Below are 26,857 nucleotides of genomic sequence, written 5' to 3'. Positions count from 1 at the left end.
TCCAGATCAAGATCCCGGGGCATGAGGTATCTAATACTCAGAGGCCTTTTGCCTGGACCCGCGAGGCCTCCATGTCCGCTGAACGCCCCGCATCCCAGCGCCGGGCCCTGCGACTGCGGCTGTTCATCGTCGCCGCGATCATGGGCGTGGCCCTGCTCGTGTTCCTGACAGTCCATATCACCTCCACGCTGATCTACGAACGGACGATGGCGCGCCAGGCAGAACAGACGGCCAGCGGCATCGCCCACCAGACCTTCGCCTCGATGTTCCAGATCATGCGCGAGGGCTGGACCCGCGAGCAGCTGGAGGCGTTCTCGGCGGGGATCGAGGAATCGCTGGCGGACACACCGCTGCAGCTGGATTTCTATCGCGGCGAGAAGGTGTCGGCACTGTACGGCGACGTGGATCAGCCCGCGTGGCACGAGCGCATCGAGCATGCGTTCGAGACCGGCGCCATCGAAAGCCGCCAGGACAACGGCGAGCTGCGCTACACCTTCCCTCTGCGCGCCCGCAACGAATGCCTCGCCTGTCATGGCAACGCGTCCAGCGGCGATGTGCTCGGGGTGATGGAGGTGCGCCAGGACCTGGGCACGGCCATCAGCGAGGCGCGTAACCAGCAGGTCTGGACCTTCCTCGGGACCGGGCTGGGCACGCTCTTGCTGGGCTCCCTGATCGCAGCCTGGGCAACGGCGCCCATCACCCGCTCGGTGCGCCGTTTCCAGGACCAGGTAACCCGCGTCAATGCGATCAAGGACCTCAACCACGTCGAGACGCAGGCGATCGACACCGGGTTCGTGGAGCTCAATCAGGTGGTCGACCAGGTGGATGACCTGGTGCGCAAGCTGCGCGCGGTCGCGATGGACAAGGACATCCTCTAGTTCGAACTGAAGCTGCTGGACAAGTTCATCATCACCTCGGACGTGGTGCGGGACTGGCGCGAATACATCGGCGTACTGCTGACCGAGATCAACACGATCATCGACGCCTACACCCTGTTCACCCTGTTCAAGGCCAACGACGACGTCTACGAGCTGGAGATCTTCTGGCGCGCGGAGCCCACGGAGGCCACCCGGCGCACTGTGGAACGCCTGGCCACGCATCGCATCCGGGCGTCCGAGGAGTTCGTGCGGGACGCCAATATCAGCGTGCGGCACAACATCGCCGATGCCTCCAGTCATCTGCCGGAACTCTCGCCCCGCCAGATCGAGCTGGCGACCAAGTCGCTGGTGCTGGATACCCCGCGCATTGGCGGGGTGGTCGGAATCGGCGTGCAGTCCGATCTGGTGCGCGACCCGGTCCGTCACGTGGTAATCGAAAGCATCCTGTCGACCCTGCTGAACCTGGTCGGCTCGGTGAAGGCGATCTACAAGTACACGCAGGACCTCGAGTACTACGCGACGCGTGACCCGCTGACCAACTTGTACAACCAGCGGGTGTTCTGGGAGCTGTTCAACTACGAGATCAAGCGCGCCGAGGGGCATGGCTACCCCTTTGCGGTGATGGTCGTGGATCTGGACAACTTCAAGACCATCAACGACCGCTACGGCCATGCCTTTGGTGACCGCTTCCTGCAGGCCTATGCGGAGACGATCCAGGGCGCGATCCGCAACGAGGACATCCTGGCGCGCTACGGCGGCGACGAGTTCGCGTTAATCCTGCCCGAGACCGACCAGCACTCCGCCTGGCAGCTGGCCGCGCACATGGCCGAGGCCACCGATGGCCTGTCGCTCCCGGCCCCGGACGGCTCGCGGGTCAAGGCCACCACCTGCATTGGCATCGCCGCCTATCCGCGCCACGGCAAGGACACGCGCGACCTGTTCCTGGTGGCCGACAACATGATGTACAAGGCCAAGCGCGAGGGGAAAAACGCGGTCTGCGTGCCGAGTGACGAAGAAGTGGCCGCAGTGTTCCGCGAGGCGGGCGAGACCGGCATCATGATCATGGAGGCGCTGGAGGACCGCCGCATCGTCCCCTACTTCCAGCCGATCATGGACACCGCCACCGGCGAGGCCCATATCCACGAGCTGCTGATGCGCATCCGTGTGGGCGACGAGTTGATCCCGGCGGGCCAGTTCGTCGAGGTCGCCGAGACCATGGGCGTGATGCACCAGCTCGACTATGTGCTGATCGAGCAGGCCTTTATCGAGGTCAGCCGCTCCGGCTACTCGGGGCTGTTGTTCATCAACCTCTCGCCGCGCGCGCTGATCATCGGCGAGTTCATCGGCAAGGTCCGCCAGCTCGCGCTCGACCACGGCATCGACCCGTCCAAGGTGGTGTTCGAGATCACCGAGCGCGACACGGTGAAGAACATGGCCGTGCTGGAACAGTTCGTACTCGACCTGAAGCAGCAGGGCTTCCAGTTCGCGGTCGACGACTTCGGCTCGGGCTTCTCCTCGTTCCACTACCTCAAGCGCTTCCCGATCGACTTCGTGAAGATCGAGGGCGACTTTGTGCGCAACATGGTCCACGACACGCGCGACCAGGCATTTGTCCGCTCGATCGCGGCGCTGGCGCGCGACCTGAACGTGCGCACCATCGCCGAGTACGTGGAGGACGCCGAGATCCTGGAAGCGGTCAAGTCCATCGGCATCCACTACGCCCAGGGCTTTCATGTTGGCCACCCCGGCCCCGGACCGCTGCCCGGTCCCGGGAATGGCGAGACCCGCCACTGAACGGCCTCGCCTGACGGGCCACGCTGTTTTATCGTGGGATACCGCTACGCTGTGGCTGACAAAGCGGCCGGAGGCACGATGGGACAAAAGGGCAAGGGGTCTTCCGAACGGCTGGACGCGCTGGTCGCGCAAAGCCATCAATCCAGGACCGAACGCGAGCGGGGCTATCGCGAGCAGGCGCTGAAGATGTACCCGTGGGTCTGCGGGCGCTGCGGGCGCGAGTTCACGCGCGTCAACCTGCAGGAACTGACGGTGCACCACCGCGACCACAACCACGACAACAACCCCCCCGATGGCAGCAACTGGGAGCTGCTGTGCCTGTACTGCCACGACAACGAACACCAGCGCTATACCGACGCGACCCCGGGAAGCGGCAAGAGCGCCGAAACCACGGCGACCCATAACCCCTTTGCCGGGCTCGCCGATCTGCTGAACCGGGACGACGACTCGAAGTAAGGCCTGCGGGGCAGGCGTCCCGAGGACTTGCTTACAGTGACCGCCACCAGAACTGGAGCGGCTTCCAGGTCTCCTCGTCCTCGCCCAGATCCGGCCAGTGGTAGTGGCACACGAGCCCGTCGGCGGGCTCGTAGCCGCGCTTGCGCCAGAAACCGTCCAGCGGGCGATAGTCCGCCGGGCGTGCCGGATGATCGTCCGGGCGGATGACGGCGCAGAAGGTCGCCTGCGTATAGCCCGACTCGCGCGCTGCGGCCTCGCGGGCATCAAAGAAGCGATGGCCGGCCCCCTGTCCCCGATAAGGCCGCTGCAGGACCGACTCCGCGAGATAGAAATACCGCTCGGGGTCCAGTCCGTTCTGAGCGAAAGGGGCCTGAAAATCGGCGTCGGCCGCCGCCAGCGGCAGCGAGGTCGACGCCCCCACGAGTTCTCCTCTATCCCAGGCGAGCACCACCGCGCTTTGCGGACAGCGGACATAATCGGCCAGGTAGTCCTGCTCGTACTCGACGGAGCCTTCGTACAGGTAGGGCCACTCGCGAAAGACCGCGATACGCAGGCGCGCGATGGCCTCCAGATGCGGCTCAAGGCCCGTGCCACGTTCCACCGTGAAATTCACTCCCGCCTCCTTTATTGATTCGTCCTGTGACACAGATCAAAGGGGCCGATTCGATGTCCCTGGAACCAGGAAACTCAGCCACAACGATCTACACTCAAGAAGAAAGGATGCAACATCCCGCGCGGACCCGATCGCAGTACCGGGCCCGCTCGTGGATCGCGCGTTCATTTCGCCCTTCGGGGCATTCACGCCTGTCCAACAGGAGGCACTGTATGGATACCGTATGGATCGTTGTGGCCGATGCCGCCCGCGCGCGCATCCTCAGTTGTGAAGGTCGTGCCTGCCAGGGTCTGCACGAAATCGAAACCCTGACGCACACCGAGTCCCGCGTACATCCCCGGGATCTGGTCACGGACCGCCCCGGCCGCAGCTGGAGCAGCGCCGGAGGTGACGGCCGCCACGCCATGCAGGAGACCACCGACCCAAGTGTCAATGAACGCAACCGTTTCGCCCGCGAAGTCGCCGACCGTCTCAGGGGGGGCTATCACAGCGGCAGCTATCAGCGGCTGGTCATCCTTGCCGCGCCACAATTCCTGGGGGCCCTGCGCGAACTGCTGGACCCGCAGGTCGCGCAGATCGTAACCGCCCAGATTGCCAAGAACGTTTCCAAGATCCAGGACCCGGCCGCCCTGCGCAGTCACCTGCCGGACTTCCTCTACTAAGCCACTGACCTTGCTCGACAAGGGCCCGCCCAGCGCGGGCCCCTTTTTTGATCGGGCCCGTTTTTACTCGAACCGCACTTCGACTTCCGGGGCCTGGCCCGGAACCAGGCCCTCGTAACGCACCCGGAAGGCGTCGTGTTCATCCACCGAAAACAAGGGCCCGAAACTCCCCAGGCTCAGCAGTTCGCCGGCCTCGAGGGTCTCGCCGCGGGCCGCCAGTTCATCCACCAGCCAGAGTACGGCGTCCAGTGGGTGTCCGAGGATGGCGCTACCCGGATACTCGCCCAGCACCTCGCCATCCTCGTTCTCGATGACCACCGTCATCGCGGCCAGCGTCTCACCCATCTCCGGGTTCACGGGCAACGGCTCGCCCAGGACACCTCCCCGAGCGCCCACGTTGATCGCGGTAATGCTCCGGGCATCCAGGGTGGAGGGGTCCGCGACCATCAGATCCACGAGCTCAATGAATGGCAGCACCCAGTCGATGGCCGCGAGCACCTCGGCATGGTCCGATGCCTGCATGATGGCCAGGTCCGCCACGCGCACGGCCAGATCGGCCTCGACCATGGGGCGCGCGCCGAAATCCCGTTCGACCGGAACCTCCGACGGCCAGATCATCCCGACCAGCATGGGGCCCGCCACCGGGGCATCGGCGCCGAAGCGCTCTTGCATGCTCTCGGAGGTTAGACCGACCTTCCACCCCACATGCGGCCCCACCGCCGCATCCAGATCCGCCACCAAGGCGCCCTGAATGCACAGGGCATCGGCCATGTCCTCCGGTTGGACCCGAGCTACGGGCTCCCGATCCAGCCAGGCGGCTGCGAGAGCCTCGCCCTCATGGGCACTGCCCTCCGGGCAGGCCGCGAATGCGGGACCCGCGATCCACAACCCGAGCAACAGCCCTGGCAGACCAACACCCCTGCAAGGACGCATGCGAATTCTCCCCAAAACGGCCATTGTACCCGGGGACCGCCCTAGCGCGGATCGGATGCCTCGCGTTCGGGAGTCCCGGGGACGGGTGCGATACGGTCGGCATCGGGCTCGGGGAAGTCACTCGGGGCAAGCACCCCGAGGAGCTTGGGGCCGTCGTGTGCGGGCACGAAGATCGCCAGTTCGGCCTCCTGGATTTCCAGATCCACCGCCTGGCGCAGGTTCAGGTCGTGGCCCACGACCACGATGTTGGAAGACGGATCCTCCGGGGGCGTATGGAGGTGGCGCGCAAGGCCATCGATCAGATGGGCACGCCGGTCCTCGTCCCGCACCCATGGGAGATTGAAGAGGTCATAGCGGATCTCGTATTCCTCGAAGGCCAGCGAGGCGGTCTCCCAGTTTCGGCAGAAGGGACTGGTCAACACTTGCTCGACCGGGATCTCCAGCGCGCGGAAGCCGTCACCCACCCGCCGCGAGTGATTGCGCCCAAGGGTGCTGAGATTGCGCTGCCCCGCGCAGTCATCCATGTCGCTGATGTCGTAGTCATCGTGCGAGCGGTCGGTCTCCGCATGGCGCCAGAAGACGACCAGCCCGCCGCCCTGCAGGCGTTCGATCAATTGTTCCGCACTCAGCTCATCAGCCCCAAGCCCCAAGGGGACGAGGCCGATCAGCAGCGCCCCAAAGAACCCGAACATCCGCCTCGCCATCGCCTCTGCTCCCCATGCTTCGTCTATCCAATACTTAATGCGTAGACGAAATATCGAGGGCGCGCCCGGGCGGACCGGCTCAGAAGTCGTCGGGCGTCAGCACCCCCAATAGCCGCGGGCGTTCCTCTCCGGGTTCGAACACCGCGATCTCGCCCTCGTCGATCTGCACCCGGGCCGCCCGCTGCAGGTTGATATTGTGCCCCACGATTACGACGTTCTGGTCGGCATCTTCGGGGGGTGTATTCAGATAACGCTGCAAGGCGCGAACCAGCTCGTCCTGACGCCCGCGATCGCGTACCGGCGGCACGTTGAACAGATCCTCGCGGATCTCGTAGGCGCCCTCGCCAAAAGCGATCCGGGCGCTATCCACGTTGCGGCAGAACGCCGAACTCAGGATCGACTCGACCGGAATGGCGTGACGCTCGAAACCCTCGCCTACCTTGCGCGCCTCGTCCTTGCCCTGATCATTGAGGTTGCGCTGCAGCTCGCAGCGGGACATGTCCGACAGGTCGCGGTCACGCTGGCTGCGGTCGGTCGCCGCGTGGCGCCAGTAGATCACCAGCCCACCCTCCTGCATGCGCTCGATCAGCGCCTCGGGAGCCAACTCGGCATCGGCGTGGCCCACCGCCGGTACGAGAAGAGTCGCAATCAGAATAAAAGCCATGCGCCACATGCGTTATGCCCTCACGTTTCCCACCCGACATCCAGTCGGTTCAGACCAACCGTACCACCCGAGGTTCGCCATACCTGATCGTTGACGCCCCCCCATCTCGGCCCTAGTATTCCGTTCTCCCCAGCCCGGAATCCCGCTCCCGCATGACCTACTGTGTCGCCATCGATCTGGACGACGGCCTCGTGTTCGCCTCCGACTCGCGTACCAATGCCGGTGTCGACCAGGTCAGCACCTACAGCAAGATGCACACCTTCGAGGTCGAGGGTCAGCGCATGTTTGTCGTGCTGACCGCCGGCAACCTGGCCACCACGCAGGCCGTGGTGCACCGGCTCAAGCGCGACATGGAGGACAACGCCGAGGAGAGCCTGGCGACCGTGGAGCGCATGTCGGACGCCGCCGAGTACCTGGGGCGCCTGAATCGCGAGGAGACCGAGAAACACTCGGAGGCCCTGTCCCGTTCCGGCATGCAGGCCGAGGCAACGATGATCATCGGCGGCCAGATCGGGGAGGCCCCCCCTGGCGTCTACCTGATCTACCCCCAGGGTAACTACATCACCACGTCGCAGCAGACGCGGTTCCTGCAGATCGGCGAGAGCAAGTACGGCAAACCGATCCTGGATCGCATCATCGAGCACGACACTGGGCTCGGCGATGCGGCCCGCTGTGCGCTGGTGTCGATCGATTCCACCATCCGCTCCAACCTGACCGTCGGGCCGCCGATCGAGGTCCTCGTCTACGAGCGCGGCACCCTCGACTTCGACCACTACCTGTGCATGGAGGCCGACGACGAATACCTGCGTTCCCTCACTCAGGCCTGGGACGAAAACATCAAGCGTGCCTTTACCGACCTCCCCCGCTTCGACTGGGAAGGCACGCACGGGCGCAAGCAGCGCGGGACGCGGGTCAGCCGTGGATCCAGCAAAACCACCGGCGGCAGCAAGGCCGGCACCACCAAGGCAAGCACCAGCAAGCCCAAAAAGCCCCGCCGCTGACCACGGCGCCGTAGGAGCCGGCTTGCCGGCGAAGCCCCTGCCCGTGCCGAACGCTGGCAGGGGCGTTCGCTTGCAAGCAAGCTCCCAGAGGGGCGGGTTACGCGGCTTGTGCAGGGGCGGCCAGGAACCAGGTCTCGGCATTGGCGCCGTGGATATCCGCGATGTCCTGCTGCAGGCGGTCGACAAAGTCGTGCAGACCGTCTTCGGCCAGCAGTTCGTCCACGTTGGCGTTCATTGCATGGCGCCGGGCCTGGATGACCAGCCGTAGTGGAACTTCGTTGTTCGGCAGGCTTTCCAGCGCATCCTGCACCTGCTTCAGGGCGTGGGTGACCGAACGCGGAAAGGCGCTGTCCTGCAACAGAAAGCGCACGACATCCACGCCATTGATCCGCCGCTTCACGTGCTGGCGGTACATCTGAAAGCCACTCTCGGAACGCAGGATGCTGGTCCACAGCAGGCCCTCGTAGGGCTCCGGGTCGTCGTGGTCCTTCTTCAGGAGCTTCAGCGCGCCGACATCCACCTGACGCGTGCCCATGTCCGCGCGTTCCAGATTGCGCCCGAGGCGGATGAAGTCATAGGCGGCATCGTGACTCATCGTCCCCGCCAGCAGCCCGGTCAGGGTCTGGCAGCGCTGAACGATGCTCGACAGGAATTCGAAGCGACCGCGCTTGCCGATGCCCTGGTCGATCTCGTCACGCGCAAACAGGTAGAGCTCGTTCATCACCTCCCAGGCCTCGGATGGCACCAGGTCCCGGGTGGTCCGCACGTTCTCGCGCGCCGAGCGCAGGGAGTTGAGCACCGAGCTGGGGTTGTCGGCATCGGCCAGCAGGAACTTCACGCAATTGCGCTCGTCCTCGCGCTGGTAGTGGTTGTCGAACAGCTCGTCGTTCCCGGTCACCTCGACCAGGCCCTTCCAGGAGAGCTGTACCGACTTCGGCATGTCCAGCGCCAGCAGATGGAAGGCCGTGACCATGCGCGCGGTGTTCTCCGCCCGCTCGACATAACGCGCCATCCAGTACACGCGTTCCGCGACTCTCGAGAGCATCTTAGTTCTCCTCGTCCACGATCCAGGTGTCTTTACTGCCCCCGCCCTGCGAGGAATTCACCACCAATGAGCCCTTGCGCATCGCCACCCGGGTCAGCCCGCCCGCGGTCACGTCCGTGCGCACGCCCTGCAGGATGAAGGGCCGCAGATCCAGGTGGCGCGGCTCGATATCGTCGCCGCACAGCGTCGGCGCGACGGACAGGTCCAGGGTTGGCTGCGCGATGTAGTTGCGCGGGTCCTTCTGGATCAGCTGGGCGAACTCCGCGCGCTGCTTCTTGGTGGCGTGCGGGCCGACCAGCATCCCGTAGCCCCCGGACTCGTTGGCCGGCTTCACCACCAGCTCGTCCAGGTGATCGAGCACGTACTCGCGGTCCTTGTCGTCCACGCACAGGTAGGTCGGCACATTGGGCAGGATCGGCTCCTCGTCGAGGTAGTAGCGGATCACCTCGGGTACAAAGGCGTACATCACCTTGTCGTCGGCGACCCCGGCCCCGGGGGCATTGGCGAGCCCGACATTGCCCTTGCGCCAGGCGCGCATCAGGCCGGGCACGCCGAGCATCGAGTCCGGATTGAACACCTCCGGATCGATGAACTCGTCGTCGATCCGGCGGTAGATCACGTCCACCCGTTCCAGACCGTCGATGGTGCGCATGTACACGCAGTCGTCATCACCGACCACCAGGTCCGCGCCCTCGACCAGTTCGGCCCCCATGCGCTGGGCCAGGAACGAGTGCTCGAAATAGGCCGAGTTGTAGATCCCCGGGGTCAGTACCGCGATCTCCGGGTAGTCCTGTGGGCGGGGCGAGATCGAGGCCAGCATGTCGAACAGCTGGGTCGGGTACTCGTCCACCGGGAGGATGCTCGAGTTCTCGAACAGCTCCGGGAACACGCGCTTGGTCACCTGCCGATTTTCCAGCATGTAGGAGACGCCAGAGGGCACACGCAGGTTGTCCTCCAGCACGTAGAAGTCGCCCTTGCCGTCGCGTACCAGGTCGGTGCCGCAGATGTGCGCCCAGACGCCGTGCGGTGGGGTGATCCCCACGCACTGCTCGCGGAAGTTCTTCGACTGTTTCAGTACGTAGCGCGGGATGATCTTGTCTTTGAAGATCTGCTGCTTGTTGTAGATATCGTTGATGAACATGTTGAGCGCCGTCAGGCGCTGCTCCAGCCCCTCCGACACCCGCTCCCATTCGGCTTTGGTGATCACCCGCGGGATGATGTCGAACGGCCAGGCGCGGTCGATGTTCTCGCCTTCGGTGTAGACCGTGAAGCTGATACCCATTTCCAGGATCGCGCTGTCGGCCGCGGCCTTGCGGCTCTGGATCTCGGCGTCGTCCAGGCTGCTGAGGTAATCGGTCAGGGGTTTCGCCGGCTTGCGCGGCTTGCCAGGCTTGGCAATCAGTTCATCAAAGAAGGGCTTGGGGTCGTATTGCTTCCAGTCAATCGCCATACGTCGGGTCCTCTGACGCGGGGAACGGTTTGCACTACAGTAGCGCCTTTTCCGGCACCACGGGCAATAGCCGAAATGGGGTGGTGTACGTTTTTCGTCCCCCTGACCCGCCAGAGGTTCCCATGAGCGACACCCTCGAACAGCGCCTGATCGCGCTCTACGAGCATCCGAAGATCCAGGGCTGCAACTGGCAGCCGCGTCTTTTCTGGTATCCGGCCACCGATGGCGGACCCTATGGAGAGCTACGCGTGGACGGCCGCGAGCTGGAGGTGTTTCTTGCCACGATTCTGGGCGAGGCGTCGACCGAACGCGCCGGTCTGGACACGGAACAGGGGGGCCGCGGGACCTTCATCGCGGCCAATGCGCGGCGCCATGAACTGCCTCTTTTCACCCGGAATCAGGGATGATGGGATTCGCGTTGCTCATCCCATCCTACGGCGCGCCACCAACCTCGTAGGATGGGATGAGCAACGCGAATCCCATCAAAGGGCTTTAACAACCGAAAGCCGGCTACTGCACGAAGAACTGCTGGAACAGCGCCGCGAGAATCACCAGCGCAAACCCGGCGTAGAGCCCCGCGACCACGTCATCCATCATGATCCCGTGCCCGTCCTTCCACTTGGCGTCAAAGTAGTTGGCCGGCCACGGCTTGAGGATGTCGAACAGCCGGAACAGCAGGAAGCCGATCACGATCCAGACGAGCCCCGCAGGTGCGAACGCCAGGGTAATCAGCATGCCCGCCCATTCGTCCCAGACGATCCCGGGATGGTCGTGCACGCCCAGACGGCGTGCGCTCTCCCCGCAGATGTGGAACCCGGCCATCACCACGAGCACGGTGACGGCCAGATAGGCCCACTCCGGGAAGTTCATGATCGCGAAGTAGAGCACCAGCGCCCCGAGCGATCCGGTGGTCCCCGGTGCCCAGCGCGACAGGCCACTCCCGAACCCGAAGGCCAGCAGGTGGATCGGATCAGTGAACACCGTCTTCGCCGACGGCATCTTCGGCTTTGCGCTTTGGGCGGGCGCCGCACCGGCGCCGGTCTTCTTCCTGGCCATGACGTCCCTTGGCTTTGTTCTTTTGTTTTTGTGTTTCTGGCTAGCCCGCGAAATGATCGTGGCCCCGGCGCGCGACGTCCAGCCGCGCGCCATGGGCGTCCACCACCTCGATATCGCTGCCGCTGGTGAACTCGCCGATCACGGTCAGCGAGGTGCGCACGCTCAGGCTCAGCAGCTCCAGCGGCTCGGTGGGCGGCAAGGCAAACAGCAGTTCGTAGTCCTCGCCACCGGCGAGCACACAATCGCGAACCATTTCCTCGGGCTGCCCTTCCAGCAACGGATCGACCGGCAGCTGCGACCAGTCGACCCGGGCACCGCAGCCGCATGCCGCGGCCAGATGGCCGAGGTCCGCCAACAGCCCGTCCGAGATATCGATGACGGCGCGCGCCCGATTGCGCAAGCCACGCCCCAGTGCCAGGCGCGCACTCGGCCAGAACAGGCGGGCGCAGTCCGGGGACTCCTCGTCCGGTGGCCGGCCCTGCGCCCGGCGCTGCTTCTCAAAGGCGAGGCCCGCGGCCGCCCCGCCCAGTGCGCCGCTGACTACCAGGCGGTCACCGGGGCGGGCACCGGCGCGCCGCAGGGCCTGCCCGGCCGGGACCTGACCCAGCACAGTCACGCTGATTGCCCCGGGGCCACGCGTCGTATCGCCACCGACCAGCGGAACCGAGGCCTGTTCGGCCAATGCCAGAAAGCCGCGGCTGAAGGCCGCCAGCCAGTCATGGTCGACGGAAGGCAGGGTCAGGGACAGGACCGCCCCAAGCGGATCGGCCCCCATCGCAGCAAGATCGCTCAGGTTGGCGGCCAGGGCCTTGTGCCCCAGGCTGGCCGGCGGGTGGTCGGGGAAGTAGTGCGTCCCCTCGACCATCGTATCCACGCTGACGACCAGCTCGTGGCCGGCCTGCACCCCAAGCAGCGCGGCGTCATCGCCAATGCCCAGGCGCACGTCCGGGCTGGTCCCGGCAGGTTCGGCAAAGTAGCGCCGGATCAGATCGAATTCGGAGTCGGGACCGGTCATGGCGAGAGGCGGCCCATCGGAATCAGCGTTGAACGGAACGCTCGGGGCCGCGCAGGTCGGCAGAGAGCCGATCCAGCACCCCGTTGATGTAGCGGTGCGACTGCTCGGCGCCGAAACGCTTGGCCAGGTCCACCGCCTCGTTGATCACTACGCGATAGGGCACATCGATGCGCTCGGCGAGCTCCCACTGGCCGAGCCACAGCAGGGCCCGCTCGACCGGGTCGAGCTGATCCAGCGGACGGCCCAGGTACGGCTCCATACGGGCATCCAGGGCCTCGCGGTTGCGTGTCACACCGATCAGGATCTCGCGGAAGTATTCGGCGTCGGCCTTGGCGTGTTCCTCGTCGTCGCGAAACTCGGCCAGGATGTCCTTGGGCTCGGCCGCCGTCATCTGCCAGGAATACAGGGCCTGCATGGCACGGCGGCGCGCAACCGAGCGTGCGTGGCGGGCACGCTGCTCGGGCGTACTGTGCGGGCGTTTGCCCCGCCCGCCCTGGCGCGGATTCTTGCCTGCGGGCTGCGAAGGGTTATGGGATTCACTCACGGCGTGTACGGCACCCACTCGTTCAGGAGTCGGCGCGCAGCTTGCGCATCAGGCTGACCATCTCGATCGCGCCCATTGCGGCATCCGCGCCCTTGTTGCCGGCCTTGGTGCCGGCGCGTTCGATGGCCTGCTCGATGGAGTCGGTCGTCAGCACGCCAAAGCTGATCGGCAGGTCCTCGGCCATCTGCACCTGGGCCAGGCCCTTGGCGGCCTCGCCCGCGACATAGTCAAAATGCGGGGTCGAGCCCCGGATCACGCAGCCCAGCGCGATCACCGCGTCATAACGGCCGGAACGCGCCATCGCCTGCGCCGCCAGCGGCAGTTCGTAGGCGCCGGGCACGCGCGCGATGGTCAGGTTCTTCTCGACCACGCCGTGGCGCTTCAGGGTGTCGACCGCGCCTTCCAGCAGGCGCTCGACGATCAGGCTGTTGAAGCGCGCCAGCAGCAGGCCGTAGCGATGGTTGGCGGCATCCGTGAACTCGCCTTCCAGGGTCTCGATCTCGTGCATGATGTGGTTCCGGTCGGAATGGGGCGGACACGCGGCCCGCAAATCCTGCGTAGTGTAGCATCGCGGCGCGCCCAGGGAGACGCTTATGGACGGGGCCTCAGGAAGCGGTGGCGGCCCTGCGTGCCCGCACCCTTCGCGCCGAGATCCAGGAATGGACCGCCCGCCAGCCGAGCAGGAAGGCCAGGATCGCGGCGTACAGCGCGACCTCGCCATAGTCCGCCCGCGCCAGCCAGAGAAAATGCAGGATCGCCAGCACCCCGGCCACGTACACCCCGCGGTGCAGCCAGACCCATTTCTTGCGGAGCCAGCGCTGTGCCCCGTCGGTGGAGGTTACCGCCAGGGCGAGCAGGATCACCCAGGCGGCAAAGCCGACCATCACGAACGGCCGCTCGGTCAGGTCGTAGAGCACCAGCTCCCAGTCGAAGAACAGGTCCAGCCCCAGCCAGGTCAGGGCATGCGCGGTTACGTAGCCGAACGCCACCAGCCCCAGCATCCGGCGCAACCGGGTAATCCAGGCCAGCCCCGTCATCTGCCGCAGCGGGGTCACGGCCAGCGCGATCAGCAGCGCGATCATCGCGTGGGTGCCGGAGAGCTCCAGCAGCTTCTCGATGGGGTTCGCTCCCAGCCCGCCGAACCATCCGAGCGCGCGCAGGCCAATCCAGACCGCGGGCACGAGCGAGAGCAGCAGCACGCCCGTCCAGACGCCTCGCGGGGGCTGCCCTCTGCGGCGTTGAGTCGTCGCCACGCCGAACCCGTCAGAAATACTCGGTCAGGTCCATCCCCTCGTACATCGAGGCGACTTCATCCCCATACCCGTTGAACATCTCCGTGCGCCGACGGCGAAACTCGCCAATGCGCCGCTCGGTGCGCTGCGACCAGCGCGGGTGATCCACGTCCGGGTTCACATTGCTGTAGAAGCCGTATTCATCGGGCTGCGCCTGATTCCACAGGGTCGGCGGCTCGTCCTCGACGAAGCGGATGTGTTTGATGGACTTGATGCTCTTGAAACCATACTTCCAGGGCACGACCAGACGGATCGGCGCCCCGTTCTGGTTCGGCAGCACCTCGTCGTACAGCCCTACGGCGAGGATCGTCAGCGGGTGCATCGCCTCGTCCATGCGCAGGCCCTCGGTATAGGGCCACTGCAGCCCGCCACTGCCGCGGCGTCGGCGCTGGCCGCGCAGGTTGTCCGGGTCGTAGATACTCTCGAAGGCCACATAGCGGGCATCGCCCCGGGGCTCGGCCTTGTCGATGATGCGGTTCAGCTCGAAGCCGATCCACGGGATCACCATCGACCAGCCCTCGACGCAGCGCATGCGGTAGATCCGCTCCTCCAGCGACCAGGGACTGATGAAGTCCTCCACCGCGTACTCACCCGGATTGTCGCACAGCCCGTCCACCTTGATGGTCCAGGGATCCGTCTTCAGCTGGTCGGCATAGGTCTTGGGATCGCCCTTGCCCGGCCCCATCTCGAAGAAGTTGTTGTAGCTGGTGATCTCCTCGTACGGCGTCTTCGACTCGTCGGTGGAGTAATCACTGGGCTCGAAGTCGAGCTCAAAGCCGCGCAAAGCAGCCGTCGCCGGGACCGCCATGCCCAGCCCGCCCAGGGCCAGACCGGCACCCAGCCCAACACCCGCGCGCAGGAATTCCCGCCGTCGCTGGTAGATTGCCTTCGGGGTAATTTCGCTGCGGGCGGGATCGGAACGCCGCCGCGTACGAATCAGCATGAACAACCTCGCATCTCGACCATTCGGGACCAACCGGACCGCCAGCCCATTCCCTGCAGGGCGGCACCGCAGGTGCCTGTCCAAGTGTCTCCTTCGGGATGGACCGGTAACCCGTCGCCAAGTTCGAAAACCCTGGCACTTTTGCCGCTGTCATGCTCCGACTGTGGACAATAAGGAAACGCGACAAGGCATAAGAATTTTCTGCTTGCGCGCGGCCGCCGCCGCTATATAAGGCTTTCCTGATGCCGCAGTACCGGGGTGGCCCGGCCGGCATACCTGGAGACCCCGCATGGACCTCAATCTCGATACCGGTTTCGACAGCACCGAAGACCTCACCGGCCTGTTCGAGAACCCGCTCGTCAACGACCGCGGCCCGAGCAAACACGCCGCCCGCCGTGCCCTCGAACGCATGATGGAAGAACGCGCCCTGCGCGCCCACCTGCAGGACGACTTCGACCTCGACCACGCCAGCGACCCACTGGACTGGTAGCCAAAAGAAGGGTGGCCCATATGGGCCACCCTGCGTTTCTCAACGATGCGTTTCGCGGGGCTCAACGCATCCTACGAGGGGCGGCAGGGGTAGCCTCGTAGGATGCGATGAGCAAAGCGAATCGCATCAATCCCTGAATCTCCAATCCCTCTCCCCCAAAGGCCAATCCTCCATCTCGGGCACCCCGCCCCAGTCCGCCGGATACACCCCGGCCCGCACGAACCGGTGGAAGCTGGAATATGGCCAATCCGCCACGGCCCGAACCCAGCCGTGCTTGACCGGGTTGTAATGGATGTAATCGACGTGCCGCGCCCAATCCCGCTCGTCACGTATGCAACGTTCCCAGAACCGGCGCTGCCAGATGCCGCGCTCGCCTCGCTGAGCCCGGCTGTATGTTCGGGTTTCGATCGGCGCAATCGAACGCGAAAAGCGTGCCTTGATCAGTCGCCATCTCCGACTGAAATCGGTATCGCCCTCCGGCAACCGCCAGATGCAGTGCAGGTGCTCGGGCAGCACCACCATTGCGTCTATGACGAACGGGTGCCGTCGCCGTACCTCGCGAAATGCGTCCCTCAGGGCATCAATATGATCGGTCAGCAGGGTGGTGTTGCGACGCCAGGCGGCGTTCACGGTAAAAAAATACGTGCCGCCGGGCACGTATACGCGGCGATAGTCCGTCATCCATAGCCCCCTTCCCTGGGTTCATGGTCTTCAACGTTGTTGCGGAATGATGCGATTCGCTTCGCTCATCACATCCTACAGCTATCCCCTCCCCTTCGTAGGATGCGTTGAGCCCCGCGAAACGCATCAACGCAGGATGTGCCGCCCAAGCCCCCCGGCCTACTCGTCGTCGTAGCCGGTCAGCTCCACGAAGCCGCGCCCAACGGGTTGCCCTTCGCTATCCAGGATGTCCACCGCGCCTTCCCAGTAGCGGATTACGGTATCCATCTCCTGGTCGTCGCGGATCGCACGCACGGTGAACTTGCGCGGGGCCGAGCCGTCCGGCGGCGCGATGCGCATCGCCCATTCCACTGGGTAGCGGTTGCCGGAGGGCTGCGTGGCCCAGCGCCGGGGCTCCAGTTCGACCTGGTCGGGTTCCAGCAATCGGTCGTCGGCATCCGCCGGCATCCAGCGGCCCTTGGACAGCGGGTGCGGCTCGCCGTCTTCCTTGCGCAGCTGGTAGTACATGACGTCCAGCCCGTCGTCGAACTGCAGCGCGAACCAGTCCCAGCCCACCTGATCCTCGGACAGCGCACTGGTGCTCCACTCGCGGTCCATCCAGGCCTGACCGGTGACCGCCAGGGGCCCGCGCTCCGCCCGCTCGACCTCACCGCTCACTTTGAGGCGGGGCATGGAGTAGTAATAGGAGGCATTGCCAGGCTCCGGACCCTTCTGGCTGAGCCCCGCCTCGCCCTGGAGCACCGGGCCGCGCAGGGGCTCCAGTTCCAGCGCCAGCCGGTAGTCGTCCACGCTGAAGTCCAGCGTCCAGCGGTCCCGGTCCAGATCCGCCAGCTGCCAGTCCTCGGCCCAGACCCGGCCGACCGGCTCCGTTGCCCCGGCCAGCCCCGCCCCGTCGCGCACGAAGCGCTCCTCGGAGGCGTGGTACCCGGCCTCGCGGTCGACCACCGCCGTATGCGCCATCCAGATATCCGGGCTGGCCCACGCCGAATCGTGCCAGTTGGCGTCCCCCGCCAGCTCCGGCGCCAGCCCGACGCGGAAGAAGGTGATGTGAAAGCCCAGCCGCTCGCCCTCCGGCCCGTCGAGATTGCCGGTCACATACCACCACTCGTTACGAAACCCCGGGTGCGGCCCGTGATCACGCGGAAACTCGAACACCCGCGGCGCATCCGCACGCCGGAACCCCTCCGTCTCCTCCCCGCCCAGGGCCTCGCCCACCCGCAGCCCCGACACCTCGGCCTCGCGCGCATCCGGCGGCTCCGACCCGCCACAGGCCGCCAGCAATACCACGAGCCCAACCAGCACCAACAGGCGCAGGACCTGGCATAAGAGTGCCTGTGGGAGCGGGCTTGCCCGCGAAAGGACCTTGCCAGGGCCTGACGCAGGCAGGGGCTTCGCGGGCAAGCCCGCTCCCACAATGCCCGCTTCCACAGCCTTCAACCAGGTCATCACGGCACCTCCCGCAAAGCGGGCACCAGCCGCATGCGTGCCATGCGCCAGGCCGGGATCAGCGCCGCCAGCAGCGCGGCCCCCACGCCCAGGGCGACGGTCTCGGCAATCTCGCGGCCTGCCCAGCGCAGGTCCATGCCCCAGCCGAAGGCCTCGCGGTTGATCACCTCGATCAGTAGCCAGCCCATGCCCAGCCCCAACGGGATCGCGGCCAGCGCTGCGAAGGCGCCCAGCACCGCGCCCTGAAACACCACCAGTCCGCGCACCCCGCCGGGCAGAAGGCCAAGGCTGCGCAGCGTGGCGAATTCACGCGCGCGTTCCATCTGCAGGGCCATCAGCGCCCCGAGGATCGCGATGAACGCGACCAGCAGCGTGATCACCCGCAGCAGATGCGTGATCGCAAAGGTACGGTCGAAGATCGCCATCGACTCCTGCTCGATGTCGCCAGGGCGCGTGACCATGGCCGCCGTCTCGCGCTCGGCCAGCCAGGCCTCCAGGCGCTCGATCACCGCGTCGGCATCCGCGCCGTCGGGCAGACGCAGCCCAAACGACCCCACCTCCTCGGCGCCGGCCGTGCCCGCGTAGAACCGCTCACCCAGCATCAGCACGGTGCCCTGCGGACTGCCGTAGTCGCGATACACGCCCGCCACCTGGAACATCCGCCGTCCGTCGTCCACGCGGATCTCCAGCCGGTCGCCCACACCCACGTCGTGATGCGCCGCAAAGGGCTCGGTGACCAGCACCGCATCGGTCTCGCGCAGGCGCCGGTCGAGTGCCTCGCCCGTGGCCTCGGCCCGCAGCAGCGGCAGGTAGTCCAGCCAGACCGGATGCGGCTCGACCACGTAGAGATCGATCATCCCGACAGCACTCGGCGTGTCCTGGCTGGAACCGGTGCTGACCGACTCCGCCTCGGCGATGCGGGCGAGCGTCTCCCCCCAGTCCGCGGGCAGGCGCGCACCGCTGCGAGCCGCTGCCGGCGCCACCGGCACCACGTACACATCCGAGGTCAGCGCCTGCCCCAGCCACTGCTCCACGCTGTCGCGGAAGCTCCCGACCATTACCGACACGCTGATCGCGGCCGCCAGGGCCAGCGTCAGCGCCGAGGTGGCCGGCGCGCTGCGCGACAGACTCCGCTCCAGGCTGCGCACCCCGATACGCGGGAGCGTCCGCCCGCGACCGAGCCGCGCCAGACCACGCAGCACCCCGGCCAGCACCAGCGGGAGCAGCAGCACAAAGCCGGTAATCAGCAGAAACAGCGCGACGAAGCTGCCTACCAGCCCCCCGGTCCCGAGCAGCAGCATCACGCCACCCGCCGCGAGCAGCACGACCGCCGCCACGGCCAGCCCGCGCAGGCCCCGGCGCGCCCGGCGTTCCAGCCGCCCGCGCCCAAGGCTGCCGGGGCTGGCCGCCCGCGCCGCCTCCCAGGCCGGGGCCAGCGCCGCCAGCAGCGACAGCCCTACCCCCAGCGCGATCACCGCCAGCAGCGCCAGCGGGCGCGGCGTCACCTCCGTTACCGCCACCACAAAGAAATGATCCGTCACCGTCTGCGCGACCTGGCCGACCAGCACCTGCGCCAGGCCCATCCCGATCAGCACACCCAGCAGCGTTCCGATCACCCCGACCAGCAGGGCCTCCAGCATCACCACGCCGAACAGCGCCCGCCGACCGGCCCCCACCAGACGCAGGCTTGCCAGCACCTCCTGTCTGCGCAGTACCGCGAAGGTCTGCGTGTTGTAGATCAGGAAGGCCGCGATCAAGAGCGCCAGCAGGCTCATCGCCGTCAGGTTGATGCGAAAGGCCTGCGCCAGCTCGCGCGAGGCCTGGTCGCGCGCGGCGACCGGCACCAGTTCCAGGCCATCCGGCAACCGCTCTGTGAAGGCGGCTATATCGGCATCATCGAGGCGAACGTCGATGCGATCGAGCCGCCCCGGCCGGCCGAGCAGCGTCTGCGCGGTCGCAATGTCCGTGACCCACAGCGAACCGCCCTCCTCTGCCGGGTCGGATGCCGGCTCGTCACGCTCCGCCGCGCGGTCCAGCAGCGTGACCTCGAAGCGCCCGGCAGCAGTCTCGAGCGCAAGGCGGTCCTCATGCGCCATCCCTGAACCCGCCCACCAGCCAGTCGGCGGCAGGAGCGTGCCCGGCTCGGTAACGAGCCGCTGCACCGGGGCATCCCCGATATCCGAGGCCGCCCCGCGGAACGGCCCCTCGGCCAGCGGATCGACCCCCAGCACATAGATCGTGCGCCCGTCCGGCAGCCGCGCGGGCCCCTCCACGATCGGCGCGCTATCGCGCCAGCCGGCCAGGCGCAGATCCCGGTAATGTACCTCGTCGAAACCCCGGGCCGGCCCCAGGACTTGGTGGGTCGCCGTTCCCGCCACCTCGTCCATCGAGCGGTCGAACGCGCGCTGCGCCGACTGATTGGCCAGATCCACCGCCAGCACCACGGCCACGGCGATCACCACCCCCACCAGCGTCAGCAGCCGCTGCAGGGGGCGCCTGCGCCAGTCGCGCAGCCAGGCCTTTACCAGCAGTGAGCTCACGTCGCCGGGGTCTCCGCGGCGCGATACTGCAAGTGACCGTCCTGCATGCGCAGCACGCGGTCCAGACGCCCGGCCAGATCGTCGCTATGCGTAACCAGCAACAGGGCACAGCCGGTCGCGCGCACCTGCTCCAGCAACAGGCCAAACACCGCCTCGCCAGTGCGCGAGTCGAGGTTGCCGGTCGGCTCGTCGGCCAGGATCAGCGCCGGCCGGTGTACCAGCGCCCGCGCGATCGCCACGCGCTGCTGCTCCCCCCCGGAGAGCTGCTCCGGCTCGCGCCCGCCCTTGTCCCCCAGGCCCACGGCCGCCAGTTGCTCCGCAGCCCGTTCACGGCGCTGCGTGGCATCCAGATCCGTCGCCAGCTCCAGCGGCAGCATCACGTTCTCCAGCGCCGTGAGCGTCGGAATCAGATGAAACGACTGGAACACGATCCCGACTTGCGCGCGGCGCAGCCGCGTACGCGCTGCCTCGTCCAACCCTCCCAGGGCCTGGCCGGCCAGTGCCACCGTACCCGCGTCGGCGGGCTCCAGCCCGGCCGCCAGATGCAGCAATGTCGACTTGCCGGAGCCGCTCTCGCCGACGATCGCCACGCGCTCGCCGGGTGCCAGCGCCAAGTCCACGTCATGCAGCACGCGCCCCTCGCCGGGATAACCGAAGGCCATGCCATGCATCGCCAGCACCCTTGCCCCGGGATCGTTTCGTTCTGTCATCGGATGGCTCCTGCCTGGCCGGTCGAATCGTGTCGGAACGGCTGTTCCATGTACCCATTCACATCGCTGCAACGTGCAACCCGCATCCTGTCGAGACAGACCCCTGACAGGAGAGGAATGTTTCAAAACAGCCCCCAAGCGGTTGATTGCGGCCTGACATCCGTTAGAATACCGGTATCTCCATACACGGGAACGCGCCTTGACACGTCGATCACGCAGTCGATCACGCAGCCGATCTATCTGCGCCTCGCGGTAAGCGCCTCCTTCCCGAACCGGACGCTTCCCGCTGGGCCTCTAAGTACTAGAGTGCCGGGAGCGGCCGGGCCCCAGCCCGATCCCGACCGGACCAAGACACCGCATCCGTGCGGCGCCTTGTGAGGCTGTGTATTCAGCCCCCTGGCCCGCGGATGACAGCCGGGAGTAGGGCATGGATTTGCATCTGGAACAATCCATCATCGAGCTGAAGGAGCTGCTGCGTCTGGACGACCGCGACGGCATCCAGGAACTGCTCGACTACACGCGTGTGCAGGACATCGCGCATGCGCTGATGGAGCTGAACGACGACGACCTGTGCGCGGTGTTCAACCTGCTGGAGCCCGGGCGCAAGGCGGATGTCTTTTCCTACCTCGACACCCCGCACCAGATCCGGCTGCTCGAGGCCTCGCCGAAGGACGACGCCCGCTTCATCCTCTCCGAGATGGAGGCCGACGACCTCACCGGCCTGCTCCAGACCCTGGATCCGGAGACTCTGCGCAGCTACCTGCGGTTGCTGCCGTTTCGCGCCATCCGCCGCGCCCTCAAGCAGCTCAACTACCCGGAGGACTCTACCGGTCGCGTGATGTCCCCGGACGTCGTCGCGGTGGATCCCGACTGGACGCTCAAGCGCGCACTGGCCTTCATCCGTCGCAACGCGGACGAACACTCGAACAACGTGATCTTCGTGGTCGATCAGGACCGCGTGCTGCTCGCCGCCGTGCCGATCCGGCACTTCCTGCGCGCCTCGGCGGACAGCCCGGTGCGCGAACTGCTGGGCGAATCCGACCCGATCACCATCGGGGTATCCGAGTCGGCCGTGGAGGCCGCCCGCAAGATCCAGCACTACGACCTCGAGACCCTCCCAGTGGTCGGGGAGAATGGCGAGCTACTGGGGGTGATCACGGTCGACGACGTGATGGACGTGCTGGAGGCGGAATCCACCGAGGACTTCCACAAGATCGGGGCGGTCGGGACCCTCCCGCTCTCGCCACAGGATGCGAGCCCGTTCCTTTTGTACCGCAAGCGCGTGGGCTGGCTGATCGGTCTGGTCGCGTTCAACACCATCGGCGCGCTGATGATCTCGCAGTACGAAGAGGCCATTGAGGCGCTGGTGGTACTGGTCTTCTTCCTGCCGCTGATTATCGACTCCGGCGGCAACGCGGGTGCCCAGAGCGCCACGCTGATGGTGCGCGCCCTGGCCACCGGCGAGGTCACGTCCAAGGACTGGCTGCGGTTGTGGGGCAAGGAGCTCGGCGTGGCCGTCGGGATCGGCGTGACCATGGGTCTGGCCGTATCCGTACTCGGCCTGTGGCGCGGCGGGGCCGACATCGCCCTGCTGGTCGCGATCGCGATGACGCTGATCGTCGCGTTCGCCAGCATGGTGGGCATGCTGCTGCCGTTCATCCTCAGCCGCCTGAAGCTGGACCCGGCCACCGCCAGCGTCCCGCTGATCACCGCGATCGCCGACCTGGGCGGCATCATGATCTATTTCTCCCTGGCCGTGGCAATGCTCGGCCTGGCGACTCCGTAGGGGACTGACCGATGAGCCCGACCGACGACGACATCCAGACCCTGCCGCAGACGCTCAAGACCGCGCTGGACCAGCCCACGGAGGATTCGCTCCAGGGGCTTTGCGACGCCCATGCAGGCGCCGACCTGTCGGACGCGCTGGAGGCCCTGCCGGAAGACCGCATGCTGGACTTCTTCCGGCGTCTCGACGTGTCCTGCACCGCCGATGTCTACGCGCACCTGGAGCCCGACCACCAGACGCGCGTGCTGCACGCGCTCGACGAAGACCATGCCAGCCGGCTGATGTCAGCGCTGTCCTACGACGATGCCGCCTCGGTCCTGGAAGGCCTGCACGACGACCACGCCGAATCCCTGCTCGAGACCATGCCGGACGACGACCAGGAGGCGCTGGAGACTCTGCTCGGCTTCCCGGAAGAAAGCGCCGGGCGCCTGATGACGCCCGAGTACGCCACCGTGCAGCCGGACTGGTCCGTGGGCGAGGCAATGGACCACCTGCGCGAACACCACGAACTGGCGGAGACCCTCAACACCATCTTCGTGACCACGCCGGAGGGCGAACTGCTGGGCTGGGTGCGCCTGAAGGAACTGCTGCTGTCGCGCCCCACCACCAGCGTGCGCGAGCGCATGCATACCGATGTCGTCAGCATCGCGGCCGAGGAAGATCGCGAAGAGGCCGCCCACCGCATCGGTCATTACGACCTGGACGTCCTCCCCGTGGTCGACGACAACGGCCACCTGCTCGGCATCATCACCGTCGACGACGTGATGGACGTGCTGCGCGCGGAGACCACCGAGGACTTCCACCGCATGGCGGCGGTCGGCGACATGGTGCTCTCCCTGCGCGACGCCAGCATGAGCCTGCTGTACCGCAAGCGCATCGGCTGGCTGCTGATCCTGGTCGCGGTCAATATCTTCGCCGGCATCGCCATCGGCTACTACGAGGCCGCGATCGAGGCCGTGGTCGCGCTGGTCTTCTTCCTGCCCATGGTCATCGCCTCCGGCGGCAACGCCGGGGCCCAGGCCGCCACACTGGTCGTGCGATCACTCGCGGTGAACGACATACAGCTACGCGACTGGTGGCGCCTCGGCGGCAAGGAAGTGCTGGTCGCCACCGCGCTAGGCGTCACCCTCGCCGCGGCCATCTGGGTCTCCGGTAACTGGCTGGGCACCGTCGAGGTCGCCAACGCGATCGCCCTGGGCATGTTCTTCGTGATCGTCTTCGGCTCGCTGTTCGGCATGCTCCTGCCGTTCGCCCTGACCCGCTTCGGCATCGACCCGGCCGTGGCCAGCGCCCCGCTAATCACCTCCGTAATCGACATCGTCGGCATCCTCATCTACTTCGGCGTCGCCGTCGCCGTCCTCGGCCTCTGACCCCAGCAACCGAAGGCACGACACCCCACCACCGCCCCCGTAGGATGCGATGAGCGCAGCGAATCGCATCAGGGTTAACCCCGACGTGGTGATGGTGCGTTTCGCCCGGCTCAACGCACCCTACGAATCGGTTTGCAGTCCCGAGGACAGCACCACGCTCCCCGCCCCCTCATGGCGAGGCCCCGCAGGGGCCGTGGCCATCTCCGAACGGAACCCCGGCCCCAGTCATCCCGTCCGCAGCGAAGCGAAGAGCCGGGATCTCCGCCCCCAGCCGAAGCTCAGGGCCTATCCGCCCGCCACAACACACCGCAACCCCCAACACTGACAATGTGCGTCAGTTCACATGACAAAAATGGTCACATGCGCCCTGTTACAAAGTGACCAAAGCCGTCATACTCGGAGCATCAGGCGAGCCAAACCCGCCTGACTACAGGGCTTTTCGCGAAATCGGACGAGTTGGCACCCGCCTTGCATCGGCTAGGACGGATGCCGCTGGGCGGCGCTCCGTCTTCCGTCACACACCAGGGAGTAACAAGATGCAGAAGAAAACCACCCAACAGGGTTTTACGCTTATCGAGCTGATGATCGTTGTGGCGATCATTGGGATTTTGGCGGCGATTGCGCTGCCGGCTTATCAGGATTATACGGCGCGGGCTCAGGTGTCTGAGGGATTGACGCTGTCAGGCGACCAAAGAACTGCCGTAGCCGAGTACGCAATGACCCGTGGCGAGTGGCCGGATGATGACCGGTTCGATGCTGACGACGGCCCGATCGGCCAGTATGTCGACACCATTACCGTCGGCGAAGATGGAGTCATTACCATCAACATGCGAGACGATGCTGGTTCAGGCGCGATTCGTGACACCTCTTGGCAGTTCCGTCCGGAGTTCACTGAAGAAGACGGTAGTATCACCCGCGTGACCGGCTGGATTTGTGAGCCTGGAGACGGAGATATTGATAGCAAGTACCTGCCGTCAAGCTGTCAGGACTGATTAGGATTAGAAGCAAAGGGTAAGGACACCCAATTAGTACTAGAGCCCCGGCCTTGCGCCGGGGCTTTTTCATTTCCGGGACCGCAACTAACCAGCGCAAGCACGTACATCTGTGGGACACCCACTTTCCTCCCAGTTGTCATAAGCCCGATTCGCCGACACCAGCGACACACCTAACTAGCGCCAGGTCCGCATTCCCACTCCGCTCCTTCCCCGGCAGGGCCACTAGCCTTCCGCCGTTGTTTTCGCCGTGGCGTGTTATGGCTTGCCAGACGACCGGGATTGGCCGAGGGTCCGCGGCTGATCCAGCCCGCCAATTGCATTCACCAGTTATTGTGCATACAGTAATTCCATGGAGATCGAGTTTGACGCAGACAAGGACGCTGCGAACCTGGCGAAACACGGGGTCTCACTCGGCGATGCCCTCGGGCTCGAATGGGATACTCTCCTGGCCATGGAAGACCGACGGAAAAGCTACGGCGAACGTCGAATGCTCGGGTACGCCTTGATGGGCGAACGCTTGTATTGCGTCGTATTCACCGATCGATCGTCCGTGCGGCGGATCATCAGCCTGCGCAAAGCCAACAACCGGGAGATTGTGCGTTATGTCGAAATCACTAACGCTACGTAGCGGTCGGCGCGTCGTCTTGAATGACGCCGACGAGGAATCGTCCATTCAGGCCGGAATCGATACGGATCCAGAGACCCGGGAACCTTCCGAAGGCGAAACGAAAGCCCTGCGACGCGTGGGTCGCCCGCCTCTACCTGTGACTAAAGAGCGCATCACGATCCGTCTGTCGCCAGACGTCGTGGAAGCATTCCGCGCTACAGGAAAGGGCTGGCAGACGCGAATGGACTCGGCTTTGAAGGACTGGCTCAAGGACCATAGCCCGACTTCTAATAATCGTTAGTGCTCGGCTGCGGCAGTGACCATCCGGAAGACACCCACTTTCTCACATCTGTGAGACACCCACTTTCCTTCAAGCCCGACTCTGCGCACGCGACCGAACGCCTGTGCACGCTGATTTCCGGTACGGCGGCGGCCGCGCTATCATATGACCAACTAAATGGTCAGGAGCGTGCAACATGTCGGAATCGACGATCAGCCTGGCGAACGCCAAAGCGCACCTTAGCGAGCTTGCCGAGCGAGCCGCCGCAGGCGAATCCATCCTCATCACCAAGCGAGGCAAGGCCGTGGTGCGCCTCTCCAGTGCCGCCGCCCCCAGGAAACCAATCGATCCGAACGAGCTCCGTGCAGTCACGGACGCCCAGTGCAACAGTGCCGATGAGACCTTCATCCGTCGTGTCCGCGATGATGCTCGCTACTGATGCGCTATCTGGATACCAGCATCCTGGTAGCGGCACTTACCCGTGAACCCCGCACGGGCGATATGCAGAACTGGCTGGGCGCACAGCGTGCGGACTCGCTATGCATCAGTGACTGGGTGGTCACGGAATTTTCCGCAGCCTTGTCCATGAAGGTTCGCATGGAGATCCTGACCGCCCGGGAACGGGCGACCGTACTTGGGGCCTTTGCAGCGCTGCGCGAAGCGTCACTCACGACCGTACCGGTCTCATCCATGGATTACCGTATGGCTGCTCATTTCGCTGACGGTCATGCGTCCGGATTACGTGCGGGCGATGCCCTTCACCTGGCTATTGCGTATAACCACGGCCTGGAACTCTGCTCCCTCGACAAGACGCTCGTGGCCGCGGCTGAGCCACTGGGCGTGAACGCGGCGGCGCTGCTGTAGCCGTTTCTCTTGGACCAGCGGTGGGTACAGATCGGTAC

Annotated in this window: 28 protein-coding genes and 1 pseudogene; 13 read left to right on the top strand and 16 right to left on the bottom strand. The window is 65.8% G+C overall.

Annotation, left to right across the window (positions count from 1 at the left end; genetic code table 11):
• Positions 1-71 precede the first annotated feature (71 nt).
• Positions 72-2,672: pseudogene (locus tag C936_RS0108930) on the top strand (putative bifunctional diguanylate cyclase/phosphodiesterase).
• A 78-nt stretch (positions 2,673-2,750) separates the two neighbouring features.
• On the top strand, positions 2,751-3,128 hold the full coding sequence (locus C936_RS0108925) for a YajD family HNH nuclease (RefSeq protein ID WP_018174815.1): 378 nt from the start codon (positions 2,751-2,753) through the stop codon (positions 3,126-3,128).
• A 31-nt stretch (positions 3,129-3,159) separates the two neighbouring features.
• Here C936_RS0108925 and C936_RS0108920 read toward each other — a convergent pair whose 3' ends face one another.
• The gene (locus C936_RS0108920) at positions 3,160-3,741 is read right to left on the bottom strand and encodes a GNAT family N-acetyltransferase (RefSeq protein ID WP_018174814.1); all 582 of its coding nucleotides are present in this window, start codon (positions 3,739-3,741) and stop codon (positions 3,160-3,162) included.
• A gap of 212 nt (positions 3,742-3,953) precedes the next feature.
• On the opposite strand from C936_RS0108920, the gene C936_RS0108915 reads away from it, so the two are divergent.
• Positions 3,954-4,403, top strand: a complete 450-nt coding sequence (locus tag C936_RS0108915; RefSeq protein ID WP_018137852.1) for a host attachment protein — start codon at positions 3,954-3,956, stop codon at positions 4,401-4,403.
• Positions 4,404-4,466: 63 nt separating this feature from the next.
• Here the strand turns inward: C936_RS0108915 and C936_RS0108910 are convergent, their stop codons facing one another.
• From C936_RS0108910 to C936_RS0108900, 3 genes are all read right to left on the bottom strand, one after another.
• Positions 4,467-5,174 carry a 2-keto-4-pentenoate hydratase gene (locus C936_RS0108910; protein WP_018648967.1) on the bottom strand — a complete coding sequence of 236 codons (708 nt, stop codon included), beginning with the start codon at positions 5,172-5,174 and terminating at the stop codon, positions 4,467-4,469.
• Positions 5,175-5,377: 203 nt separating this feature from the next.
• Complete coding sequence (locus C936_RS0108905; RefSeq protein WP_018137850.1) at positions 5,378-6,028, bottom strand: histidine phosphatase family protein; 651 nt, start codon at positions 6,026-6,028, stop codon at positions 5,378-5,380.
• 91 nt (positions 6,029-6,119) lie between these two features.
• A complete protein-coding gene (locus C936_RS0108900) occupies positions 6,120-6,713 on the bottom strand; it encodes a histidine phosphatase family protein (protein ID WP_018137849.1) in 594 nt (197 codons plus the stop codon).
• 143 nt (positions 6,714-6,856) lie between these two features.
• On the opposite strand from C936_RS0108900, the gene C936_RS0108895 reads away from it, so the two are divergent.
• The gene (locus tag C936_RS0108895) at positions 6,857-7,705 is read left to right on the top strand and encodes a proteasome-type protease (protein ID WP_018137848.1); all 849 of its coding nucleotides are present in this window, start codon (positions 6,857-6,859) and stop codon (positions 7,703-7,705) included.
• 97 nt (positions 7,706-7,802) lie between these two features.
• On the opposite strand, the gene C936_RS0108890 is transcribed toward C936_RS0108895, so the two are convergent.
• Together C936_RS0108890 and C936_RS0108885 are read right to left on the bottom strand one after the other, a co-directional pair.
• A complete protein-coding gene (locus C936_RS0108890) occupies positions 7,803-8,750 on the bottom strand; it encodes an alpha-E domain-containing protein (protein ID WP_018137847.1) in 948 nt (315 codons plus the stop codon).
• A gap of 1 nt (position 8,751) precedes the next feature.
• On the bottom strand, positions 8,752-10,200 hold the full coding sequence (locus C936_RS0108885; RefSeq protein WP_012983050.1) for a circularly permuted type 2 ATP-grasp protein: 1,449 nt from the start codon (positions 10,198-10,200) through the stop codon (positions 8,752-8,754).
• 122 nt (positions 10,201-10,322) lie between these two features.
• Here C936_RS0108885 and C936_RS0108880 point away from each other — a divergent pair, with 122 nt between their 5' ends.
• On the top strand, positions 10,323-10,607 hold the full coding sequence (locus tag C936_RS0108880; RefSeq protein ID WP_012983051.1) for a hypothetical protein: 285 nt from the start codon (positions 10,323-10,325) through the stop codon (positions 10,605-10,607).
• Positions 10,608-10,710: 103 nt separating this feature from the next.
• Here C936_RS0108880 and C936_RS0108875 read toward each other — a convergent pair whose 3' ends face one another.
• The 6 genes from C936_RS0108875 to msrP all read right to left on the bottom strand — a co-directional run bounded on the left by C936_RS0108875 (position 10,711) and on the right by msrP (position 15,050).
• Positions 10,711-11,256: a phosphatidylglycerophosphatase A gene (locus C936_RS0108875; protein ID WP_012983052.1), complete on the bottom strand. Its 546-nt coding sequence runs from the start codon at positions 11,254-11,256 to the stop codon at positions 10,711-10,713.
• Between the two features lie 40 nt (positions 11,257-11,296).
• Positions 11,297-12,271 (bottom strand): thiamine-phosphate kinase, encoded by a 975-nt coding sequence (gene thiL, locus C936_RS0108870; RefSeq protein ID WP_012983053.1) that lies wholly within the window; start codon positions 12,269-12,271, stop codon positions 11,297-11,299.
• 22 nt (positions 12,272-12,293) lie between these two features.
• Positions 12,294-12,815 (bottom strand): transcription antitermination factor NusB, encoded by a 522-nt coding sequence (nusB, locus tag C936_RS0108865; RefSeq protein ID WP_018995200.1) that lies wholly within the window; start codon positions 12,813-12,815, stop codon positions 12,294-12,296.
• Between the two features lie 22 nt (positions 12,816-12,837).
• Complete coding sequence (ribE, locus tag C936_RS0108860) at positions 12,838-13,323, bottom strand: 6,7-dimethyl-8-ribityllumazine synthase (RefSeq protein WP_018174813.1); 486 nt, start codon at positions 13,321-13,323, stop codon at positions 12,838-12,840.
• 97 nt (positions 13,324-13,420) lie between these two features.
• A complete protein-coding gene (locus C936_RS0108855) occupies positions 13,421-14,014 on the bottom strand; it encodes a sulfite oxidase heme-binding subunit YedZ (RefSeq protein WP_018174812.1) in 594 nt (197 codons plus the stop codon).
• Positions 14,015-14,078: 64 nt separating this feature from the next.
• Complete coding sequence (gene msrP, locus C936_RS0108850; RefSeq protein ID WP_018174811.1) at positions 14,079-15,050, bottom strand: protein-methionine-sulfoxide reductase catalytic subunit MsrP; 972 nt, start codon at positions 15,048-15,050, stop codon at positions 14,079-14,081.
• A gap of 289 nt (positions 15,051-15,339) precedes the next feature.
• On the opposite strand from msrP, the gene C936_RS0108845 reads away from it, so the two are divergent.
• Entirely contained in the window at positions 15,340-15,540 is a 201-nt protein-coding gene (locus C936_RS0108845; protein ID WP_012983058.1) for a PA3496 family putative envelope integrity protein, read from the top strand.
• Between the two features lie 126 nt (positions 15,541-15,666).
• Here the strand turns inward: C936_RS0108845 and C936_RS0108840 are convergent, their stop codons facing one another.
• The 4 genes from C936_RS0108840 to C936_RS0108825 all read right to left on the bottom strand — a co-directional run bounded on the left by C936_RS0108840 (position 15,667) and on the right by C936_RS0108825 (position 20,917).
• Positions 15,667-16,221: a transposase gene (locus C936_RS0108840; RefSeq protein WP_012983059.1), complete on the bottom strand. Its 555-nt coding sequence runs from the start codon at positions 16,219-16,221 to the stop codon at positions 15,667-15,669.
• A gap of 159 nt (positions 16,222-16,380) precedes the next feature.
• Positions 16,381-17,526 (bottom strand): lipocalin-like domain-containing protein, encoded by a 1,146-nt coding sequence (locus C936_RS0108835; protein WP_018648968.1) that lies wholly within the window; start codon positions 17,524-17,526, stop codon positions 16,381-16,383.
• A 140-nt stretch (positions 17,527-17,666) separates the two neighbouring features.
• Positions 17,667-20,207: an ABC transporter permease gene (locus C936_RS0108830; protein ID WP_018648969.1), complete on the bottom strand. Its 2,541-nt coding sequence runs from the start codon at positions 20,205-20,207 to the stop codon at positions 17,667-17,669.
• A complete protein-coding gene (locus C936_RS0108825) occupies positions 20,204-20,917 on the bottom strand; it encodes an ABC transporter ATP-binding protein (protein ID WP_018648970.1) in 714 nt (237 codons plus the stop codon). Before C936_RS0108825 ends, C936_RS0108830 begins: the two co-directional genes overlap by 4 nt.
• 427 nt (positions 20,918-21,344) lie before the next feature.
• Between C936_RS0108825 and mgtE (C936_RS0108820) the strand changes: the two genes are divergently transcribed.
• The 7 genes from mgtE (C936_RS0108820) to C936_RS0108795 all read left to right on the top strand — a co-directional run bounded on the left by mgtE (C936_RS0108820) (position 21,345) and on the right by C936_RS0108795 (position 26,819).
• Positions 21,345-22,703, top strand: a complete 1,359-nt coding sequence (gene mgtE, locus C936_RS0108820) for a magnesium transporter (RefSeq protein ID WP_018648971.1) — start codon at positions 21,345-21,347, stop codon at positions 22,701-22,703.
• An 11-nt stretch (positions 22,704-22,714) separates the two neighbouring features.
• Positions 22,715-24,073: a magnesium transporter gene (gene mgtE, locus C936_RS0108815; protein WP_018648972.1), complete on the top strand. Its 1,359-nt coding sequence runs from the start codon at positions 22,715-22,717 to the stop codon at positions 24,071-24,073.
• Between the two features lie 536 nt (positions 24,074-24,609).
• Positions 24,610-25,065, top strand: a complete 456-nt coding sequence (locus tag C936_RS0108810) for a pilin (protein WP_018648973.1) — start codon at positions 24,610-24,612, stop codon at positions 25,063-25,065.
• Between the two features lie 352 nt (positions 25,066-25,417).
• On the top strand, positions 25,418-25,696 hold the full coding sequence (locus C936_RS0108805; protein ID WP_018648974.1) for a BrnT family toxin: 279 nt from the start codon (positions 25,418-25,420) through the stop codon (positions 25,694-25,696).
• A complete protein-coding gene (locus tag C936_RS14615) occupies positions 25,671-25,976 on the top strand; it encodes a BrnA antitoxin family protein (RefSeq protein WP_081616851.1) in 306 nt (101 codons plus the stop codon). The genes C936_RS0108805 and C936_RS14615 overlap by 26 nt, the downstream gene beginning before the upstream one ends.
• A gap of 175 nt (positions 25,977-26,151) precedes the next feature.
• Positions 26,152-26,394, top strand: a complete 243-nt coding sequence (locus C936_RS0108800; protein ID WP_018648975.1) for a type II toxin-antitoxin system Phd/YefM family antitoxin — start codon at positions 26,152-26,154, stop codon at positions 26,392-26,394.
• Positions 26,394-26,819 carry a type II toxin-antitoxin system VapC family toxin gene (locus C936_RS0108795; RefSeq protein ID WP_018648976.1) on the top strand — a complete coding sequence of 142 codons (426 nt, stop codon included), beginning with the start codon at positions 26,394-26,396 and terminating at the stop codon, positions 26,817-26,819. Before C936_RS0108800 ends, C936_RS0108795 begins: the two co-directional genes overlap by 1 nt.
• Positions 26,820-26,857: the final 38 nt, after the last annotated feature.

The organism is Thioalkalivibrio sp. ALJ4, from assembly GCF_000377225.1.
GTDB lineage: Bacteria > Pseudomonadota > Gammaproteobacteria > Ectothiorhodospirales > Ectothiorhodospiraceae > Thioalkalivibrio.
The sequence above is the reverse complement of the archived record's forward strand: the minus strand, read 5'-3'. Positions and strand labels throughout refer to the sequence as shown.

Bases quoted from the DNA above. Each gene is read 5' to 3' on its own strand.
- msrP (WP_018174811.1), bottom strand. From the start codon at position 15,050: ATGCTGATTCGTACGCGGCGGCGTTCCGATCCCGCCCGCAGCGAAATT.
- C936_RS0108925 (WP_018174815.1), top strand. From the start codon at position 2,751: ATGGGACAAAAGGGCAAGGGGTCTTCCGAACGGCTGGACGCGCTGGTC.
- C936_RS0108880 (WP_012983051.1), top strand. From the start codon at position 10,323: ATGAGCGACACCCTCGAACAGCGCCTGATCGCGCTCTACGAGCATCCG.
- mgtE (WP_018648971.1), top strand. From the start codon at position 21,345: ATGGATTTGCATCTGGAACAATCCATCATCGAGCTGAAGGAGCTGCTG.
- C936_RS14615 (WP_081616851.1), top strand. From the start codon at position 25,671: ATGTCGAAATCACTAACGCTACGTAGCGGTCGGCGCGTCGTCTTGAAT.
- thiL (WP_012983053.1), bottom strand. From the start codon at position 12,271: ATGACCGGTCCCGACTCCGAATTCGATCTGATCCGGCGCTACTTTGCC.
- C936_RS0108805 (WP_018648974.1), top strand. From the start codon at position 25,418: ATGGAGATCGAGTTTGACGCAGACAAGGACGCTGCGAACCTGGCGAAA.
- C936_RS0108890 (WP_018137847.1), bottom strand. From the start codon at position 8,750: ATGCTCTCGAGAGTCGCGGAACGCGTGTACTGGATGGCGCGTTATGTC.
- C936_RS0108885 (WP_012983050.1), bottom strand. From the start codon at position 10,200: ATGGCGATTGACTGGAAGCAATACGACCCCAAGCCCTTCTTTGATGAA.
- ribE (WP_018174813.1), bottom strand. From the start codon at position 13,323: ATGCACGAGATCGAGACCCTGGAAGGCGAGTTCACGGATGCCGCCAAC.
- mgtE (WP_018648972.1), top strand. From the start codon at position 22,715: ATGAGCCCGACCGACGACGACATCCAGACCCTGCCGCAGACGCTCAAG.
- C936_RS0108915 (WP_018137852.1), top strand. From the start codon at position 3,954: ATGGATACCGTATGGATCGTTGTGGCCGATGCCGCCCGCGCGCGCATC.
- C936_RS0108840 (WP_012983059.1), bottom strand. From the start codon at position 16,221: ATGACGGACTATCGCCGCGTATACGTGCCCGGCGGCACGTATTTTTTT.
- C936_RS0108810 (WP_018648973.1), top strand. From the start codon at position 24,610: ATGCAGAAGAAAACCACCCAACAGGGTTTTACGCTTATCGAGCTGATG.
- C936_RS0108800 (WP_018648975.1), top strand. From the start codon at position 26,152: ATGTCGGAATCGACGATCAGCCTGGCGAACGCCAAAGCGCACCTTAGC.
- C936_RS0108845 (WP_012983058.1), top strand. From the start codon at position 15,340: ATGGACCTCAATCTCGATACCGGTTTCGACAGCACCGAAGACCTCACC.
- C936_RS0108905 (WP_018137850.1), bottom strand. From the start codon at position 6,028: ATGTTCGGGTTCTTTGGGGCGCTGCTGATCGGCCTCGTCCCCTTGGGG.
- C936_RS0108825 (WP_018648970.1), bottom strand. From the start codon at position 20,917: ATGACAGAACGAAACGATCCCGGGGCAAGGGTGCTGGCGATGCATGGC.
- C936_RS0108875 (WP_012983052.1), bottom strand. From the start codon at position 11,256: ATGGCCAGGAAGAAGACCGGCGCCGGTGCGGCGCCCGCCCAAAGCGCA.
- C936_RS0108900 (WP_018137849.1), bottom strand. From the start codon at position 6,713: ATGTGGCGCATGGCTTTTATTCTGATTGCGACTCTTCTCGTACCGGCG.
- C936_RS0108910 (WP_018648967.1), bottom strand. From the start codon at position 5,174: ATGGCCGATGCCCTGTGCATTCAGGGCGCCTTGGTGGCGGATCTGGAT.
- C936_RS0108795 (WP_018648976.1), top strand. From the start codon at position 26,394: ATGCGCTATCTGGATACCAGCATCCTGGTAGCGGCACTTACCCGTGAA.
- C936_RS0108895 (WP_018137848.1), top strand. From the start codon at position 6,857: ATGACCTACTGTGTCGCCATCGATCTGGACGACGGCCTCGTGTTCGCC.